The organism is Thermophilibacter sp. ZX-H3 (assembly GCF_052599055.1).
Window position 1 is genome coordinate 57467 of record NZ_JBQXES010000012.1, and the last position, 16755, is coordinate 74221.

The window sequence follows — 16755 nt, forward strand, 5'->3', positions numbered from 1 at the left end:
GCTACTCAACTCCTTCTTTCTCGAGGTGGTTGATGAGGGGCTGCGAGCGTAGGGAGATGGAGTCGCCCACGGTTCCCTCGGTTTCAAACAACACGAGCTCGTTAACGCCGGCGCGCGTAATGCCGTGGGGGACATAGAGCGTCATGATGGGACCGATCTCCCAGTAGCGCCCGATGTTAACCCCGTTGACAAACGCCACGCCCTTGCCGAAGCCCGTAGTGTCCACGAACGTGTCTGCCGGCTCGTCGAGCGTGAACTCAAAGCGCGAGAAGGACGGCGTCCCCTCGGCCCAGCCGGCGTCGTAGTCAATCCCGGAGACGTCCTCGAGGCTGAGGCGGTAGGCCTCCCAGTTGAGGACGAAGTGAAGGTCCACGCACACGCCGGTGCGGATGCCCTTGCGCTGCGTGTCGCTAAGGAACTTGTGGCCGTAGTTCACGCGGCCCATGTTCTCCACGAGGACGTCGAGCTGGTTCTGCTCCTCGGGAAGGGCGTAGCGGATGTCCTCGCCGATGTGCTCCTGGTACTGGGTGGCAACGAGCTTCTCGTTGACGAAGACCTGGGCACGGTCGCGGCCGTCCACCACGCGGATGCGCTCGGGCTCGAGCGTGTCGCGCTCGATCTGCGTGCGGTAGAGGACGTAGCCGTAGGACTGGCCCATGTCCTCCATCGTCTGCGGGTAGAGCGAGCGAATGGGCTCGGGGTCGAGCGCGGCGAGGTTCTCGAAGAGGCCGGTGCGGCCCGTGAGGGCAATCCTCTCTGCCGGGACCTCGACGGCGGTCTTGACGACGGGGTCGGCGGTCCAGTTGTCCGGGAAGAGCTCGCGCACCACGTCGCGCAGCCTGTACCACTTCTCCGTGGGGTTGCCCTCCTCGTCGAGGGGGGCGTCGTAGTCGTAGGAGGTGACCTGGTGAAGGTCGTGGGTGTGGCGGGCGGAGCAGCCGTTCATGAAGCCGAAGTTGGTGCCGCCGTGGAACATGTACAGGTTGATGGAGCCGCCGAGCTCCAGCAGCTCGCGCACGGAGTCCGCCAGGTCCTGGGCGTCGCGCGTGATGACGTTCTCGCCCCAGCGGTTGAACCAGCCGTCCCAGAACTCCATGCACATGAGCGGCCAGTTCTTGCCGTGCTCCTCGTGGAAGGCCTTGAGGTTGGCAAAGTTCTCGCCGGCGCGGGAGCCAAAGTTGCCGGTCACGAGGACGTCGTCGTCGATCAGCGTGCCGGCGCGCAGGCACCCGCGCCACGGGCCGTCGGAGGTGCACAGGGGCACGTCGACGCCGCGCTCGAGCATGAGGTCGCGGACGGCGCGCAGGTACTCCTTGTCCTCGCAGTAGGAGCCGTACTCGTTCTCCACCTGCATCATGATGACGTTGCCGCCGTGGGTGACCTGGCGGTCGACGAGGATGGGCATCAGGGCGTCGTAGTAGGAGGCGACGCGCGCGAGGAACCTGGGGTCGCGCGAGCGCGGGCGCATCGAGCGGTCCTGGAGCAGCCAGGCCGGGAGGCCGCCCCACTCCCACTCGGCGCAGATGAACGGGGACGGGCGCACGATTGCCCAGAGGCCGAGCTCGGCCGCCTCGTCCAGGAAGCGCGCAAGGGAGAGGCCGCCGGCAAAGTCGAACTCGCCCGGACGCGGCTCGTGGAGGTTCCACGGTACGTACGTCTCCACGGTGTTGAACCCCATGGCCTTGAGGTTGTAGAGGGAGTTGTGCCAGTCCTCCGGGTTCACGCGGAAGTAGTGGATGGAGCCCGAGAGAATCCGGAACGGCTCTCCGTCGAGCAGGAACTCCTTGTTCACCTCGAAGGTATGCATCCCGCTCCTTGCGATCGACGATATTAAAGACCGAACTTATTGGCCAAGATGAGGCCGTGTTGGGTCACGATAGCCATGATACACGTTCTCCTCATAGTTATCGCGGAAATGTGAAGAACGCTTTGAGTGGTAGGTTTTTCTCGCTAAACGGTAATTGCTCATTTACGCAGGTAAAGATACCAACTTGTTGGCAATTTCCCCTTTTTACACCCTCTGAGCTGCACATTAACTGGTAGTAACAACTCTAACAGTTGTCATCTGGTCTTACTTTTGTAAGACCACTATGGAATCGATATCACTTTGTTTAAGATGATTTTACGTGCGCTCCCAGGCATGCGTGGCGCCGCCCGCCGCGCATCCGAGCGGAGGCCTATTGTGCGTTCGCGGCATCCTCTGGAGCGACCTCGCTCGGCTCCCACGTCTCATCGAGAACGCGCGCCCACGTGGCGAGCAGGCCCGTGCGATCCGGGACGATCGGGTCATCAGCGTCGGGCAGGCCCTCCGGCTCTGCCACGTCGGAGCGTGCCGGCCGGGCAAGCGCCTCGGCGGCGAGGTGCTCCTGGCACGCCCTCCCCGTCACAAAGTCAACCCATGCGCGTGCCTGCCGGAGATTCGCGCACCCCGACACAATGGCGGTGCAGCCGCATGTCACGCAGGCCCCCTCAACGGGATAGACCGACTCGGGCGCGGGCGGCTCGAGGAGGTGGGCCTGCATGAGGCGCTGCTCGGACGTGAGCGCGACGGCTCGTTCTTCTCGCCCTGGCGCGTCGAGCACGTCTTTCGCCGACACGAGCGCCCCGCCGGCCAGAAGCTCCCTCACGTACTCCCACGGCGCGTCCGCCCCTCGGGTCGAGAGGCCCGAGACGATCCCCGCCAGGTGCGCGAGCCCCCGCGCGCTCGTGGACGGGTCCTCCATCGCAACAGAGCCGAGCACGCGCTCGTCGAGCAGCGTCTCATAGCCCGTGACCTCGGGACCCTCCGCGGCGCTCTCCCCCACCGCCATCACGGCGACGTCGCGCGTCACGGGCGTGATGCGGCCGCCGACGCTCCGGCAGCCCTCCCGCATGGAGCCATTCTCACCCGAGATGTATTCCTCGAGGCGGCCCTCCGACCCGGCATACCAGCTCGGGTCGGCACCCCACACCACGTCGGGCGCGGGCTCGGTGGGGTCTCCGGCGCTCTCCGCGGTGCCGTCCCCATACCAGGAGAGCAGCTCCGCGTCCGGACAGGACACGATCCGCACCGCAACGCCCGTCTCCTCCGTGAAGGCGGGGACCACCGCGTTGACGAGCGTCTCCGAGCACGAGGTCCTGAGCACGAGCTTGCCGCCGAGCTTGCCCGCGAGGGGGTTGGTCGCGGCAGGGTCCGCGCTCGCGGCCCCGTCGTCACCGTCAGAGCACCCGGCCAGCCCCGCCGCCGCGCACGCGGCGCCAAGCGCGGCCGACCCGAGCAGCGTCCTTCTCGACAGCACGCGAGCCACGCCCTACAGCCCCTCCAGAATCTCGCGCATGACGCGCTGGACGGCGTGGTCGGAGTTGCGACCGATGACGCGCTGGCCGATCTGGCGCACGGCGTAGCGGGCGTTCTCCATGACGTAGGGGTGCCCCACGTAGCGCAGCATCGCGTAGTCGTTCATGGAGTCGCCGAAGGCCACCACCTCGTCGGGTCCGATGCCCCAGTAGCGCATGACCTGTTCGAGGCCCGTGGCCTTGTTCACGTGACGCGGGACCACGTCGATCCAGCGCGAGCCGCTCGGGAGGAACGTGAAGAACTCGGAGAGCTCGCGCTCCAGCACGTAAGCCATGTCCATGAGCTGGTCGGGGTACTCGCAGCACAGGGCCGCCTTGATGATGCTCACGTCGGGCGAGGGCGGGTCGAAGAGGCGCTCGGCGTTGGGAAGATCCTTGTCCAGCTCGCGGATGTAGGAGCTCTGGTCGTTGAGCAGGTAGGTGTGGGTGGCGTCGTAGAGCGCGAGGTGCAGGCAATCGAAGAGCTGCGTGGTCTCAAAGAGGCGCATCACCGAGAGCGTCGAGAAGACCTCGCGGTCGAGCAGGCGCCCGTCGGCATAGACCTGGGTGCCGAGCGACGCCACGTAGTCCATCTTGTCCGCCACGGGCTCGAAGAGCCAGCGCAGCGTGTCATAGCGGCGGCCGGAGCTTGCCACAAAGCGCACGCCCTTCTCGGCGAGCGCCGCAATCAGCTCGTAGGTCTCCTCGGGGACCTTCGAGTCGTCGTCGAGCAGGGTTCCGTCCATGTCGGACGCGATGAGCTTGATCATGTGACCCCTTCCTGAAAGCCTGACAGATGAACCTGTCACCTTTGTCATGAGAGAAACGCGGGCATCTCGCCGGCGCGGGCGGCGCGGGCGACCTCGAAGAGCGCGTCGGCGACGCCCTCGTCGGCGCTCGCCCCCACGCGATAGTTGGCGCAGCGCAGCACCTCGTCGGTGGCGTTTGCCACGGCGACGGAGTGGCGCACCTTGCTCAGGATGGCAAGGTCGTTCTCGGCGTCGCCGAAGACGGCGACCTCGTCGGACGTGATGCCCAGGGCATCGAGAAGAACCTCGAGGCCGTCGGCCTTGGAGACGCCCTTGGGCAGCACGTCGAACCACTGCGGGATGGGCGAGACGATGTCGACCTCCGGCACCGCATCGGCGACGAGCGCGCGGCAGCGGTCCATGCGCTCGGGCCCGCCCTTGCACGCGATGGTGGCGGCCACGAAGGGCTCGTCGGGCACCTCGTCGACCACGCCGCCGTTGAAGCTCGTCATTCCCTCGAAGACGGCGAGCTCCTCGGAGGTGGTGCCCACGCCATAGGCGGGATTGAGCAGGTTGGTCTCGGCGGGGTAGCAGATGAGGAACATGCCCTCCTCGGGCCGCAGGACCTCGTCGATGCGCACGAGGACGTCGTGGTCGAAGGTCACGGTGCGGACGTACTCCCCGTCCACGCGGACGCGCTTGCCGTTGGAGAAGATGCCGGACATGAAGCACGACTCGTCCATGCTGAAGAAGCGCATGAGCTCGACGTAGTCGCGCCCGGTGGCCGGGCCAAAGCGAACGCCGGCGTCGAGCACGTCGTGGATGGCCTCGATGGTGCGCGGGCTCGCGGTGCGCGCGCCAAAGGGGACGAGGGTGTTGTCCATGTCGGAGAGGACGAGCTTGATCACGCGATACCTCCTAGGAAGCGCTCGGGAGCGCGTCGAAGCGGTCGATGCTCATGAGGATCTGCTCGAGGTCGACGAGCGCGCTCAGCCGCACGACGCGGGAGCCGCCGACCCAGACGTCAAGGTCGCGATAGCCGGAGGCCTTGCGGAACCCCGCCCACTCCATGCGCTCGATCTGGTCATAGCGGACCACGACGTCGTGCCCCACGAAGGGGGTGACGACCATGTACCCCTCGAAGGTCGAGACCTTGTAGCGGGTGAGGACGAGCCACAGGATGAAGGCCGTCACGATGAATGCGTCAAAGAACGCGAGGACCTCGGGCGGGTCGGCCGCGAAGACCGAGCTGCAGAGCCAGCCCAGGAAGAGCCCCATCGCCCCCATGAACGCCATCATGAGCACGAGCGAGCGCGTGAACGCGACGGGGACGACGTAGGTGTCATGCCGGCTGTGGTGGCGCTCCGTGATGCGCACGCTGCCGAGCCGCATGAGCGCGATCGAGGCGAGCGGCACCGCCACGGCAACCGCCACGAGGAGGTTGAGCCACATCCCGCTACTCCCCCGCCCCGGCGGGCGCGGCGAACTTGGCGACGAGTCGCTCGAGCAGGTCGACCGTCAGCTCGAGGCTACTCACGGGGATGAACTCCCGCACCGAGTGCGCGTTGTAGCCGCCCGTCGCAATGTTGGGGCAGGGCAGCCCGCGGAAGGTGAGCTGGGCGCCGTCGGTGCCGCCGCGCGCGGGCACCAGGACGGGCTCGATCCCGACCTCGCGGTTGGCCTCGAGGGCATAGTCCACGAGGCAGCGGTCCTCGGGGCCGAACTTCTCGGCCATGTTGCGATACTGCTCGCGAATGCTCACGTTGACGGTTCCCTCGCCGTAGCGGGCGTTGAGGAAGTCCGCCACGTCATGCATGGTCTTCTCGCGCCGCGCGAAGTCCTCGGCGTCGAAGTCGCGCAGGATGTAGGTGAGCGTGACCTCCGAGGCGCTGCCCTCGATGTCCGTGGGGTGGTAGTAGCCCTCACGGCCCTCCGTGTGCTCGGGGCGCTCCGCCGCCGGGATCATCCGCTGGTACTCGGCCGCCACGGTGATGGCGTTCACCATGACGTTCTTGGCGCTGCCCGGGTGGACCATCACGCCGCGCACGCGGACCGTGGCCTCGCTCGCGGAGAAGCACTCGAAGTTGAGCTCGCCGAGTGCCTCGCCGTCGACGGTGTAGCCCCAGCGGGCGCCAAGGGCCTCGAGGTCGAGCAGCTCGGCGCCATGGCCGATCTCCTCGTCCGGCACGAAGGCCGCCTTGATGGCGGGGTGCGGGAGCTCGGGGTTTTCCGCCAGACGGGCGAGAAGCGCCATGATCTCCGCGACGCCCGCCTTGTCGTCCGCCGAGAGGAGCGTGGTGCCGTCCGAGCAGACGATGTCCTGACCCTTGAGGTGCGCGAGGTCGGGAACCTGCTCGGTCGTGGTCTGGACCGGCTCGCCGTCCACGACGCCGGCCACCAGGGGGCCGCCCTCGTAGCGCACGACGTGCGGGTGCACGCCCGCGGCGGGGGCGTCCGGCGAGGAGTCCACGTGCGCGCAGAGCATGAGGGCCGGCGCCGCCTCGGCGCCGGCGGAGGCGGGCAGGGTGCCCGTGACGTAGGCGTGCTCGTCGGCCGTCACGTCCATGCAGCCGATCGCCCTGAGGTCGTCCGCCAGGACGCGCGCCATGTCGTGCTGGCGCGGCGTGGAGGGGGTGACGTCCATGTTGGCCGGGTCGGACTGGGAGTCCACCTGGACATAACGCAGGAACCGATCGAGCACGTCTGACATGGGCACCTCCGGGGTCGCGTTTTTCTCGCCTGCTAGTCTAGCGCACGCGTCCTGGCAATGGCGACAGATCCCCGCCCCTCCGGATACGTACACGCCTCCTCCGGATACGTACACGCATCGGCGTCCAAAGACGTTGCCCCTCAGAAAGAATCAGCAGGTAGAGGCAGTAGCGAGAAGAACATCATTTCATGAACTTGGTACGTACCCGGGGGCGGCGTGTACGTACCCGGAGGGGCGGAGACGAGAATCCCTACGGAGCGATGCCAGCCCCTCCGCCCCGGTCGCACTCATGAGCGCCGGCCGCCCACCGGTTCCAGGCCGACGCTCGAGCGCGTTCTCCAAGATGCGGCTGGCCTACTGTGCATAATCTGTCAATCAAGCCGGCGCTCATGAGCGCCGGCGAGGCACGACCGCAGCCGAGAGCGCCCCGGAAAGGAGGACGCGCATGCCCTCGCGACGCCGCCAGACCCCGCGCCCGCACAAGCGGGGAACGCGCATAGAGCCGGCACAGGCGCCCACTCGCACTGCCCCTCCGAAGCCCGCCCCCACATCGCAAGCCGGCCGCGGCCGTCCATCGACGCTTCTTATCGCGGGATGCGCACTGGCGCTCGCAGCCGCGTGCGTAGTTGCGGCGCATGTCATGACGTCAGGGGAACCGCGCGAGCCCGGCGTCACCGTCTCCGAGGCGCCGCCCGAGGACGCGACCGTCAGCTTCGTCGCCGTCGGGGACAACCTCCCCGAGACAGAGATCGCCCGTTACGCCGACGCCCTCGCGGGAGAGCCGGGAGACGGCCTCTATGACTACGCCCCCATCTACGAGCCTGTGAGGGACTACATCGAGTCCGCCGACCTCGCATACGTCAAGCAGGAGACGCACCTTGGCGGGGATGACCTGGGCCCGGCGGGATATCCCTCGTTCAACACGACCGACGCCATGGCCGACGCGATCGTGGAGACCGGATTCGACCTCGTGGGGTCAGCGAGCAACCACGCCTACGACTGGGGTTACTTCGGGGCGAACGAGCACTCGCGCAAGGTGTGGAACTCCAAGCCAGTCGTCTTCGTCGGCACCGCCACGAACGAGCAGGAGGCATCCCAGATCGCGACCATCGAGAAGAACGGCATCACGTTCGCCCTTCTCGACTACACATACGGCGTCAACGGCTACGACGAGGAGGACCTCCCCGGCCATGCCGTGAACTACATGCACAAGGACCGCATCGAGGCGGACGTGGCGCGGGCCCACGAGGTGGCCGACGTGGTTCTTGTCGCAATGCACTGGGGAACCGAGAACCTCATGGAGGCGGATGAGACGCAGCTCGACTACGCGCAGTTCCTCGCCGACCTCGGGGTCGACGTAGTCCTCGGGTCACACCCGCACGTCATCGGCCCCCTCGCATGGGTCGAGGGTGAGGGAGGCAACCAGACCCTCGTGGCATACTCGCTCGGCAACTTCCTGAGCAACCATCCCTACCCCGGACCCAGAAACGAGCTTGAGGGCATGCTGAGCTGCGACTTCGTACGCAAGGACGGAAGGATCAGCATCGAGAACGTCACGTGGGTGCCGCTCGTCAACCATACCGACGGCACGTCGTTCGCGGTATACGCCCTCTCCGACTACACGCCCGAGCTCGCGGCAGCGCACCCCACGCTCGCGGAGCTCGACGACCCCCTCGCCTGGCTGCGCGACACGAGCGAGCAGGTGGTGAACAGCCTCGGGGGCGACTTCCCCGTCGACGCGTGACGGCGTATGAGGGCGCCCCTCCCCGCGTCTGGCGGCGGTTTCGCGTATGCTGGTCACAGGAAGGCGGCAGGAGGCGAGCATGAAGCGCAGCAACGGCAGGCAGGAGGCGATTCGCGGCATCGTCCGCGCGCAGTCCATCCGTACGCAAAATGAGCTCGTCGCCGCTCTCAGGGAGCTGGGCTTCAGCTGCACGCAGGCCACAGTCTCGCGCGACATCTCAGAAATGCACCTCCGCAAGCTTGCGGGCGGGTTCTATGTCCTCGAGGAGGACCTCAATCTGCAACTCGTGCTCTCGGAGTTTGTAGTGGAGACGAGAAGCGCCCCGGGACAGACCCTCGTGGTGGTGCTCACGCAGCCCGAGACCGCCGAGAGCGTCGCCCGGGCCATCGACGAGGCGCGGCTCGACCACGTGCTCGGCACCATCGCGGGCCACGACACGGTGTTCGTGGCAACCGACTCCCCCGCTGGCGCGGACGAGGTCAGAAACGCCGTCTCCGCGCTCGCCACGAGCGGCTAGCGCGCCGGTCTCCCGCGCCTCAGCGCGCGGGCGCCATGGCCGAGAAGATCGGCGCCAGATAGCGCGCCACGCCCGACTCGTCGCAGGAGGCGGTCACGTGGTCGGCAGCCGCGAGCGTGGCGGCGCAGGCGTTGGCCATCGCCACGCCGTCGCCGGCGGCCTCGAGCATCGTGCGGTCGTTGTCCCCGTCGCCGAAGGCGATGCAGTCCGCGGGCGAGACGCCCAGGTGGTCGCAGAGCCAGCGCAGGCCCGCGCCCTTGTGAGCGGAGCTGTCGGTGACCTCGATGTTGCACGGCAGCGACGAGGTGTGCCGCAGCGTGGGGACGTCGTCGATCAGCGCGCAGACCGCGCCGCGGTCCTCGGGGCGACGGTAGAAGACGTTCAGGCGGCACACGTTCCCGACGCGGGCGAGCTGGTCCTCGAAGCTCCCGTCGTAGACGGTGCGCACGCTGCGGACGAAGTCCTTGGTGACGTCGCTGAGGTCGAGCTCGTCGATGAGCGAGAAACGCGCGCGCTCGGTGTAGACGGTGGAGTCCGCGAAGATGTCAAAGGTGATCGGGAGGTCGTGCACGCGGCGGTAGAGCTCGAGCACCAGGTCCTTCTCGATGCTGACCTCGCGCAGGGTGCGCCCGCCGGCGACCTCGGCAACGATGGCGCCGTTGGCGCAGACGGCATAGCGCACGCACGGGTGCTCGAGGAGCTCTCGCGGCAGGCCGGCGACGTTGCGGCCGGTGCAGGGGACAAACTGGACCCCGAGGGCGGCCGCGGCGTCGAGCGCGGCGGCGTTCTCGGGCGTGACGGCCTTCGACGAGTCGAGGAAGGTGCCGTCCATGTCAACGAAGACGAGCTTGACCACAGGGTCCCCCTATCGGAGCGCGGCGCGTGCTACGAGAAGCGGACGCGGTCCGCGTACGTCACTCGGTTGGGCGGCTCCTTGCCGTCCTTGAAGGCGATGATGTTGTCCGCCACGACGTCACCCATGCGCCGGTTTGCCTCGAGCGTCGCCGAGCCGATGTGCGGCGTCGTGAGGACGTTGGGCAGCTCGAAGAACTTGGGCAGCGTCGGCGGCTCGTGCTCGTACACGTCCACCGCGTAGCCGCCCAGGTGACCCGTGGTCAGCGCGCGCTCGAGGGCGGACTCGCGCACGATGCCCGCGCGCGCCGTGTTGATGAGCAGCGCCCCCTCCTTCATGCGGCGGAACTCGCGCGCGCCGAGGAGGTTGCGCGTGGCGGAGGTCAGCGGGGCGTGGATGGTGACCACGTCCGACTTCTCGAGCAGCTCGTCGAGGCTCGTGTAGAGCAGCCCGTAGTGGGAGGCCTCGTCGCGGCGGACGATATCGTAGCCGAGGATGTCCATCCCAAAGCCCATGGCGCGCGCGGCGACGGACATCCCGATCGCACCCACCCCGATGATCCCAATGGTCTTGCCGTAGAGGCTCCGGCCGGGGATCTTGTTCCACACGCCGGACTTGAGCTGTGTGACCGTCTGGGTGATCATGCGCGCCAGGTCCAGGATAAGGGCGAAGGTGAGGTCCGCGGTCTCCTCCCGGTTTGCGCCGGGCGTGTTGGTGATCGTGATGCCTCGGCGCATGGCCTCGGCAAAGTCGATGCCGTCGAAGCCCGCGCCGTGGCGGGCGATGAGCTTGAGGTTGGGCAGGCGGTCGATGGTGGCGGCGTCGAGGTAGTCGTTGCCCAGGACGATGGCGTCGCAGTCATGGGCGTAGTCGACGATCTCGTCGCTGGTGAGCGGTCGGCCGTACGGGTTGACGCGCACCGTGCACCCCGCGGCCTCGAGCCGCGCGAGCGCGCTGGTGTCGAAGATGCCAAACGTCGCAGCGCACGACGCAACCACGAACGTGTCCGCCACGTCGTGCCCCCTTCCAAAATGTGTAGTGACAGGAGGGTATTTTACCCTCCGGTCGCGGAACATTTCCCGCGGGCAGGCGTTTCGACGGGATGCACAGAGCCGGGCGGCGCCATCTCCCAAGACGCCGCCCGGCCCGGGCAAGGGCCGACTGTCCGGCCTACTCGATAACGGCGCCCGTCTTAGCGGAGCTGACCTGCTTGGCGTAGCGGGCCAGCAGGTGGCCGCCGTTCTCGTGGATGACGGGCTTCCAGCCCTGCTTGCGGCGAGCGAACTCCTCGTCGCTGACCTCGACCTCGATGAGGTTCTTGGTGAGGTCGATGTTGATCTTGTCGCCATTCTCAACAAGCGCGATCGGCGCGCCGTCGAAGGCCTCGGGGCAGAGGTAGCCCACCGAGAGGCCGCCGGAGGCGCCGGAGAAGCGCCCGTCGGTGATGACGGCGGAGTCGGGGATGCCCTTCATGATCTCCGTGACGCGGTGGAGCTCCTTCATGCCGGGGCCGCCCTTGGGGCCCTCGTAGCGGATGATGACGCCCGTGCCCGGCTTGATCGCGTGGGCGTTGTAGGCCTCGAAGGCCTCCTCCTCGGAGTTGAACACCATCGCGGTGCCGCTCCAGACGTGCTGGTCGGCGGGGACGGCGCTCGTCTTGACCAGGGCGCCCTCGGGCGCGAGGTTGCCGTAGAGCACCTGGATGCCGTTGGCGACGGAGGCGGGGTCATCCTGGGTGCGGATGACCGAGCGGTCGCAGCGCAGCACCGAGGTCTCGAGGTTCTCGGCGAGCGTCTTGCCCGTGACCGTCATGACCGACGTGTCGAGGTCGCCCGCGATGGTCTCCAGGACGGCGGGGATGCCACCGGCCTTGTAGAGGTTCACGCAGGAGATGTCGCCGTTGGGCACGACGTTGCAGATGACGGGCGTCTTGGAGGTGATCTCCGCCACCTGGGTCCACGTGCACTCCAGGCCAAGCTCGGCGGCGAGGGCGGGCAGGTGGATGAGGGCGTTGAGCGAGCCGCCGATGGAGGCGAGCAGCTTGACGGTGTTGTCGAGCGCCGCCTGCGTCATGATGTCGGACGGCTTGATGCCGCGACGGACGAGGTCGACGACGGCCGCGCCGGTCTGGCGGGCCGAGAAGCGCCGCTGGCTCGTAGACGACGGCCACAGCGCGCCGTTGGGCAGCATCATGCCGAGGCCCTCGGTCAGGCAGCCCATGGTGTTGGCCGTGCCCAGGAAGGGGCAGACGCCGGGGCCGGTGTAGTAGCGCAGGGTGCCCTCGATGACGTCGCGCTCGGTGGCCTCTCCGGCCAGGAAGCGGGCGCGCAGGGCCTTGGACTCGGACGGCTTGATCTCGTCGTAGCACGGGCCGCAGGTCACGAGCGCCGAGGGCAGGTCGATGCGGGCCGCCGCCATGAGCATGGCGGGAATGATCTTGTCGCAGCTGCCGAGGTAGACGACGCCGTCGAAGCAGCCCTCGCCCACGATCATGGCCTCGCAGGAGTCGGCGATGATCTCGCGGTGGGGCAGGCAGTATCGCATGCCCGCGTGGCCCTGGGCGATGCCGTCGCACATGCCGATCGTGTTGAACTCGATCGGCTCGCCGCCGGCCTCGAGGACGCCCTTCTTGACCTCCTCCGCCAGCTTCCTGAGCGGCTCGTGGCCCGGGCACACCTCGTTCCAGCTGTTCGCGATCGCGATGAGGGGCTTGTCGGGGTTCTCGAGCGAGTCCACGGCGACGCCGGCCGCGGCCAGGTGGGCCTTGGAGATGGCGCGCTGGAAGGGCTCGAGCTTGTCAATAGCACGTTCCATGGTTTCCCCCTATGGGTATGAGGTGGGCGCCGCCCCGTCGGCGGCACCCACCACCTCAGCTGAGATGGACGACTACTCCATCTCCTCGTACTCGGCCGCGTAGGCCTCAATCTTCTCCATGCCGATCTTCTTCTCCACGAGGATCCAAACGGCAACGAAGATGGCGACGGCAACCGGAACGAGGATGATCGCGTTCTCGGAGATGCAGGTCCAGAAGACGATGGCGGTCTGCGTGAGCGACGGACCGGCCATGCAGGCGATCTGGCCGTCGAAGGAGAGGCCGGTGGAGGTGGCAAGGCCCGTGAGGTACGGCGCGGCGAAGGTGCCGGCGTACAGGATCGCGGCCATCACCGGGATGGAGATGATGATGGAGCGGAACACGTTGCCGCGGCACAGGGCCACGACGAGGGCCACGCGGAAGGTGACGACCGAGAGGTCGGCCAGCGGCATCATGCGGTTGCCCGGCAGGACGAAGGCCAGGAAGATCGTGATCGGGATCATGATGAGGGCCGTGGTGATGACCTCGGGGTTGCCCACGACGACCGCGGCGTCAAGGCCGATGGAGAGCGACTGGCCACCGAAGTGCTTGGTCGTGAACTTCTGGGCGCCGTCGGAGATGGGCATAAGGCCCTCGACGAACATGGCGGTCATCTTGGGCATGAGGACCATGACGGCCGCGACGTTGACGCCCGTGAGGAAGATCTGGTCGATCGGCATCAGGGCCAGGGCGCCCATGGCGCAGCCCAGGATGAGGCCCAGCATCATGGGGTCACCGAAGATGCCCAGGTACTTCTGGACGTTGCGGATGGACAGGTTGACCTTGTTGAGGCCGGGGATGCGGTCGAAGACCCAGTTGAGCGGCGCCGCGATGATGATCGACGACGTGTAGGAGATCGTCGGGAGCGTGACGTCGGGGATTCCGAAGAAGTGCTCGATCAGAGGCGACGTCCAGTCGGCGAACTTGAGCGTCATGACGGCGGTGAAGGCCGTGGCGATGAGCGCCCAGACGATGTTGTTCGTCACAAAGAAGACGAGGATGCCGGCGATCATCATGTGGTGGTAGTTCCAGATGTCGACGTCCATGGTCTTGGTGAGCTTGAGGACGAGCATCAAGATGTTGATGCCCAGGATCTCAAAGACCAGGAAGGCCACGATCGGCGAGGCCCAGGTGACCGAGGAGATGGCGCCCCAGCCCACGTCGGTGACGTCGAGGTTGAGGCCAAAGTTGGCGACCATCGCGCTCGCGGCCGGGGAGACCGCGGACTTGAGCAGGTTCACGAGCAGGTTGATGCCCACGAAGCCGCAGGTGATGGTGATGCCGCTCTTGAACGCCTTGCCGATGTTCATGCGGAAGATCAGGCCGATGATCGTGATGATGATCGGCAGCATGACGTAGGCGCCGGCGTCTACGAGCGCCTGGAAGACAGAGGCTGCTGTCTCGAGGAATGCGTCCATGCCTTTCCTTTCTCACATTGAGGACGGTCGAGAAGAGCGCGGGGCGACGGGACCCGCACGCCAGCGGACGTGTCCGCGGGGCGTCAGCTAGTCCTTGAGCGCCTCGACGATCTTGTCGAGCGTGGCCTGCTCGTTGATGCCGGTGAGCAGGGCGATGGCCATGATGATCGGGGTCTTGACGTCGGCGTCCTTGAACTTGCCGGAGGTGACCACGAGGTCGTAGTCGTTGGCCTTGTCGTGGAGCTCGAGCATCTTGCACTGGGTGACCTGGATCGCCACGCCGTGGTCGGCGCAGTAGTCCTTGATCTTGGCGGCGACGACAGTGGAGGTGGCGACGCCGTTTCCGCAGGCCACGAGAACACGCTTTGCCATTTTTTGTTCCTTTCTCTCACAGAGAGCCTTGAGCGCACCCCTGTGGTGCGCCTCTTGCCTGATGGTGGGACGGGCTGCTAGACGAGCAGCGAGCCGGCGAGCGAGAAGACCTCGTCGGCGTCCTGCGCTGCGATGACCTTGCCGACGAGCTCCTGGTCCTGGACGAAGGCGATGACCTTCTGGAGCATCTCGAGGTGAGCGTGGGCCTCGGTGAGGGCCAGCATGCACACGACGGAGACCTTGCAGGTCTCATCGGGCTCGTCCATCTTGTGCCAGTCGACGGGGTTGGCCAGGACGCCCATGCACATGGCCGCCTTGTTGACGTTCACAACGTCACAGTGCGGGATGGCGACGTTGAGGCCGCCCATGTCGAGCGCGGTCGGGAAGTTCGCCTCGCGGTCGACGATCGCCTGGGCGTAGGTGTCCTTCACGTAGCCCTGCTCCTCGAGGACGCCCGCCAGGCGGCGCTCCACGTCCTCGCAGCTGAGGCCCTCCTCGTCGATGCGGACGACGAGGGAGCTGTCAAAGCTCAGATCTGCCATGCTCTTCTCCTTCTCTGTTTTGGGGGCCGCGCGCGACCCGTTACCAGACGACGCTCTCCTCGAGCTTCTTGATCGACGCGGCGAGCTTGGGGGCGTCGCACGCCTCGATGTCGGCGGGGTCGAAGATGCCGGAGCCGATGCCCGCGTAGGTGGCTCCCTTGTCGAAGTAGGACTGGACGTTCGCGACGTTCACGCCGCCGACGACCATGAGCGGCAGCTTGCCGAGCGGCGCCTGGACGGCCTTGAGGTAGTCCGGGCCGAGCTGGCCGGCCGGGAAGACCTTCACGATGTCGGCGCCCATGTCGATCATCTTCTGGATCTCGGTGGGGCTGAAGGCGGCAGGAACGGTGATAACGCCGGCCTCCTTGGCGAGGTCGAAGATCTCCCGGGTGAACATGATCGGCGAGAGCATGAACTCGGCCCCGGCAGCGATGGCCTGACGGGCGAGCTCGGCGTTCTTCACCGTGCCGGCGCCGACGTGGACCTCGGCGCCAAACTCCTTGCGCGCCGCCGCGATCGACTCCATCGCGTGCGGGGAGTTGCTGGCCACCTCGATGGAGTTGACCTTGGTGCCGACGAGCTGCTCCACGACGGTGAGGACCTGCTTGGTCTCATGGCCGCGGAGAATGACGGTCACCTTGGGAAGAACGAGCTCGCACATACCTGCCTCCTCTGTTCGATTCCGTTGGTGAGATTCTAGGTCTGCATATTCTGTTTTCAAAATATGGCGTCAATTCACAATTTTTGCATATTGAAATCATCTGGGGAATCCAGATCGGAATAAGAGCAGCTTTCAATACTACGAGCCGTCTATCTGTGGTTTTCATAAATCGCCCTCATTGAGCAGCGTCTCATTACTCGATTTGTAGTCCTGTGTTAAGCTCAACCTGAAACGGTTCTGCAGATTTGTTCCTAAGTATCACTTCTTGAGTCTCATTTCTGTATGCATATTCTTCTTATTTTTCTGAATATTATCTGATAATCTGATTCTATTCTTCACGTTTTCTCCATACTTATGCGCAAGAATGTGCCCAACACAGGCCCCCTACGACAGGAGCTGGCATGGAGTTTGGGTCCACGGTCACCAAGCTGCGCGAGGGGCGCGGCTGGTCGCAGGCCAAGCTGGCGGAGAAGGCTGGCGTGAGCCAGGAGACCGTCGCCGCCTGGGAGAGCGGTCAGGAGTTCCCCGGTCAGGAGCAGCTGCTCTCGCTCGCCATGGCCCTCAAGGTCAAGATTCCGCGCCTCATCGAGAAGGACGAGGAGCTCATGGTCAAGGTCATCGAGGGGACCGAGACCTACGAGACGGCCGTCATGGGCGTCGTCTCCGTCGTGACCGCCGCCTGCGCCCTCGTCCTCATCGCCCTCTCCCACACCGACCCCAACGCGCTGCAGATCGCCATCCGCGTCACCGAGGCCGTCCTGATCGTGGGGCTGCTCGCCCTCGTCTGGCAGCGTCGCGGCCCGCGCGCGCAGCGCGCCAAGGCGTTCCGCGACGCGCTCGAGGCGGCCGACGGCTCCCAGACCGCATTCGTCATCAAGCGCAAGGCGGGCCGCAACACCGGCAACGTCATCATGCAGTTCGTGCTCGGCGCGATCATCGCCGTCACGCTCATCGTTCTTCTCGGCATTATAGTGCCCGAGTCGCGCCTGCCTTGGGTGATGCTCTAGGAACTGGAGCTGTTCA

16 protein-coding genes are annotated in these 16755 nt (G+C 66.4%); 3 read left to right on the forward strand and 13 right to left on the reverse strand.

Annotated features, from left to right (window positions below; translation table 11 throughout):
- Position 1: 1 nt before the first annotated feature.
- The 6 genes from ACULPM_RS06550 to pepT all read right to left on the reverse strand — a co-directional run bounded on the left by ACULPM_RS06550 (position 2) and on the right by pepT (position 6774).
- Positions 2–1807 carry a glycoside hydrolase family 35 protein gene (locus ACULPM_RS06550; protein ID WP_445331363.1) on the reverse strand — a complete coding sequence of 602 codons (1806 nt, stop codon included), beginning with the start codon at positions 1805–1807 and terminating at the stop codon, positions 2–4.
- Between the two features lie 370 nt (positions 1808–2177).
- On the reverse strand, positions 2178–3287 hold the full coding sequence (locus ACULPM_RS06555; protein WP_445331364.1) for an ABC transporter substrate-binding protein: 1110 nt from the start codon (positions 3285–3287) through the stop codon (positions 2178–2180).
- Positions 3288–3290: 3 nt separating this feature from the next.
- Entirely contained in the window at positions 3291–4085 is a 795-nt protein-coding gene (locus ACULPM_RS06560) for an HAD family hydrolase (RefSeq protein WP_445331365.1), read from the reverse strand.
- 44 nt (positions 4086–4129) lie between these two features.
- Complete coding sequence (locus ACULPM_RS06565; protein ID WP_167929894.1) at positions 4130–4972, reverse strand: HAD family hydrolase; 843 nt, start codon at positions 4970–4972, stop codon at positions 4130–4132.
- A gap of 10 nt (positions 4973–4982) precedes the next feature.
- Positions 4983–5516 (reverse strand): hypothetical protein, encoded by a 534-nt coding sequence (locus ACULPM_RS06570; RefSeq protein WP_445331366.1) that lies wholly within the window; start codon positions 5514–5516, stop codon positions 4983–4985.
- 4 nt (positions 5517–5520) lie between these two features.
- Complete coding sequence (gene pepT, locus ACULPM_RS06575; protein WP_445331367.1) at positions 5521–6774, reverse strand: peptidase T; 1254 nt, start codon at positions 6772–6774, stop codon at positions 5521–5523.
- A gap of 640 nt (positions 6775–7414) precedes the next feature.
- On the opposite strand from pepT, the gene ACULPM_RS06580 reads away from it, so the two are divergent.
- Together ACULPM_RS06580 and ACULPM_RS06585 are read left to right on the forward strand one after the other, a co-directional pair.
- A complete protein-coding gene (locus ACULPM_RS06580) occupies positions 7415–8518 on the forward strand; it encodes a CapA family protein (protein ID WP_445331368.1) in 1104 nt (367 codons plus the stop codon).
- Between the two features lie 79 nt (positions 8519–8597).
- A complete protein-coding gene (locus ACULPM_RS06585) occupies positions 8598–9035 on the forward strand; it encodes an arginine repressor (protein WP_445331369.1) in 438 nt (145 codons plus the stop codon).
- A 19-nt stretch (positions 9036–9054) separates the two neighbouring features.
- Here ACULPM_RS06585 and ACULPM_RS06590 read toward each other — a convergent pair whose 3' ends face one another.
- The 7 genes from ACULPM_RS06590 to ACULPM_RS06620 form a co-directional block, all read right to left on the reverse strand.
- The gene (locus ACULPM_RS06590) at positions 9055–9891 is read right to left on the reverse strand and encodes a Cof-type HAD-IIB family hydrolase (protein ID WP_445331370.1); all 837 of its coding nucleotides are present in this window, start codon (positions 9889–9891) and stop codon (positions 9055–9057) included.
- 29 nt (positions 9892–9920) lie between these two features.
- A complete protein-coding gene (locus ACULPM_RS06595; RefSeq protein WP_353652942.1) occupies positions 9921–10901 on the reverse strand; it encodes a phosphoglycerate dehydrogenase in 981 nt (326 codons plus the stop codon).
- A gap of 157 nt (positions 10902–11058) precedes the next feature.
- Positions 11059–12702, reverse strand: coding sequence for a dihydroxy-acid dehydratase (gene ilvD / locus ACULPM_RS06600; RefSeq protein ID WP_445331371.1), 1644 nt, complete (start codon positions 12700–12702; stop codon positions 11059–11061).
- Positions 12703–12774: 72 nt separating this feature from the next.
- On the reverse strand, positions 12775–14157 hold the full coding sequence (locus ACULPM_RS06605; RefSeq protein ID WP_445331372.1) for a PTS galactitol transporter subunit IIC: 1383 nt from the start codon (positions 14155–14157) through the stop codon (positions 12775–12777).
- A gap of 87 nt (positions 14158–14244) precedes the next feature.
- Positions 14245–14529 carry a PTS sugar transporter subunit IIB gene (locus ACULPM_RS06610; RefSeq protein ID WP_072374520.1) on the reverse strand — a complete coding sequence of 95 codons (285 nt, stop codon included), beginning with the start codon at positions 14527–14529 and terminating at the stop codon, positions 14245–14247.
- Positions 14530–14606: 77 nt separating this feature from the next.
- Positions 14607–15071: a PTS sugar transporter subunit IIA gene (locus tag ACULPM_RS06615; protein ID WP_087314354.1), complete on the reverse strand. Its 465-nt coding sequence runs from the start codon at positions 15069–15071 to the stop codon at positions 14607–14609.
- 40 nt (positions 15072–15111) lie between these two features.
- Entirely contained in the window at positions 15112–15732 is a 621-nt protein-coding gene (locus ACULPM_RS06620) for a bifunctional 4-hydroxy-2-oxoglutarate aldolase/2-dehydro-3-deoxy-phosphogluconate aldolase (RefSeq protein WP_445331373.1), read from the reverse strand.
- A 401-nt stretch (positions 15733–16133) separates the two neighbouring features.
- Here ACULPM_RS06620 and ACULPM_RS06625 point away from each other — a divergent pair, with 401 nt between their 5' ends.
- The gene (locus ACULPM_RS06625) at positions 16134–16739 is read left to right on the forward strand and encodes a helix-turn-helix domain-containing protein (RefSeq protein WP_445331374.1); all 606 of its coding nucleotides are present in this window, start codon (positions 16134–16136) and stop codon (positions 16737–16739) included.
- Positions 16740–16755 lie beyond the last annotated feature (16 nt).

Excerpts from the sequence above, each read along its gene's own strand:
- ACULPM_RS06560 (WP_445331365.1), bottom strand. The coding sequence starts at position 4,085 with ATGATCAAGCTCATCGCGTCCGACATGGACGGAACCCTGCTCGACGAC.
- ACULPM_RS06550 (WP_445331363.1), bottom strand. The coding sequence starts at position 1,807 with ATGCATACCTTCGAGGTGAACAAGGAGTTCCTGCTCGACGGAGAGCCG.
- ACULPM_RS06585 (WP_445331369.1), top strand. The coding sequence starts at position 8,598 with ATGAAGCGCAGCAACGGCAGGCAGGAGGCGATTCGCGGCATCGTCCGC.
- ACULPM_RS06605 (WP_445331372.1), bottom strand. The coding sequence starts at position 14,157 with ATGGACGCATTCCTCGAGACAGCAGCCTCTGTCTTCCAGGCGCTCGTA.
- pepT (WP_445331367.1), bottom strand. The coding sequence starts at position 6,774 with ATGTCAGACGTGCTCGATCGGTTCCTGCGTTATGTCCAGGTGGACTCC.
- ACULPM_RS06610 (WP_072374520.1), bottom strand. The coding sequence starts at position 14,529 with ATGGCAAAGCGTGTTCTCGTGGCCTGCGGAAACGGCGTCGCCACCTCC.
- ACULPM_RS06625 (WP_445331374.1), top strand. The coding sequence starts at position 16,134 with ATGGAGTTTGGGTCCACGGTCACCAAGCTGCGCGAGGGGCGCGGCTGG.
- ACULPM_RS06580 (WP_445331368.1), top strand. The coding sequence starts at position 7,415 with ATGACGTCAGGGGAACCGCGCGAGCCCGGCGTCACCGTCTCCGAGGCG.
- ACULPM_RS06615 (WP_087314354.1), bottom strand. The coding sequence starts at position 15,071 with ATGGCAGATCTGAGCTTTGACAGCTCCCTCGTCGTCCGCATCGACGAG.
- ACULPM_RS06620 (WP_445331373.1), bottom strand. The coding sequence starts at position 15,732 with ATGTGCGAGCTCGTTCTTCCCAAGGTGACCGTCATTCTCCGCGGCCAT.
- ilvD (WP_445331371.1), bottom strand. The coding sequence starts at position 12,702 with ATGGAACGTGCTATTGACAAGCTCGAGCCCTTCCAGCGCGCCATCTCC.
- ACULPM_RS06570 (WP_445331366.1), bottom strand. The coding sequence starts at position 5,516 with ATGTGGCTCAACCTCCTCGTGGCGGTTGCCGTGGCGGTGCCGCTCGCC.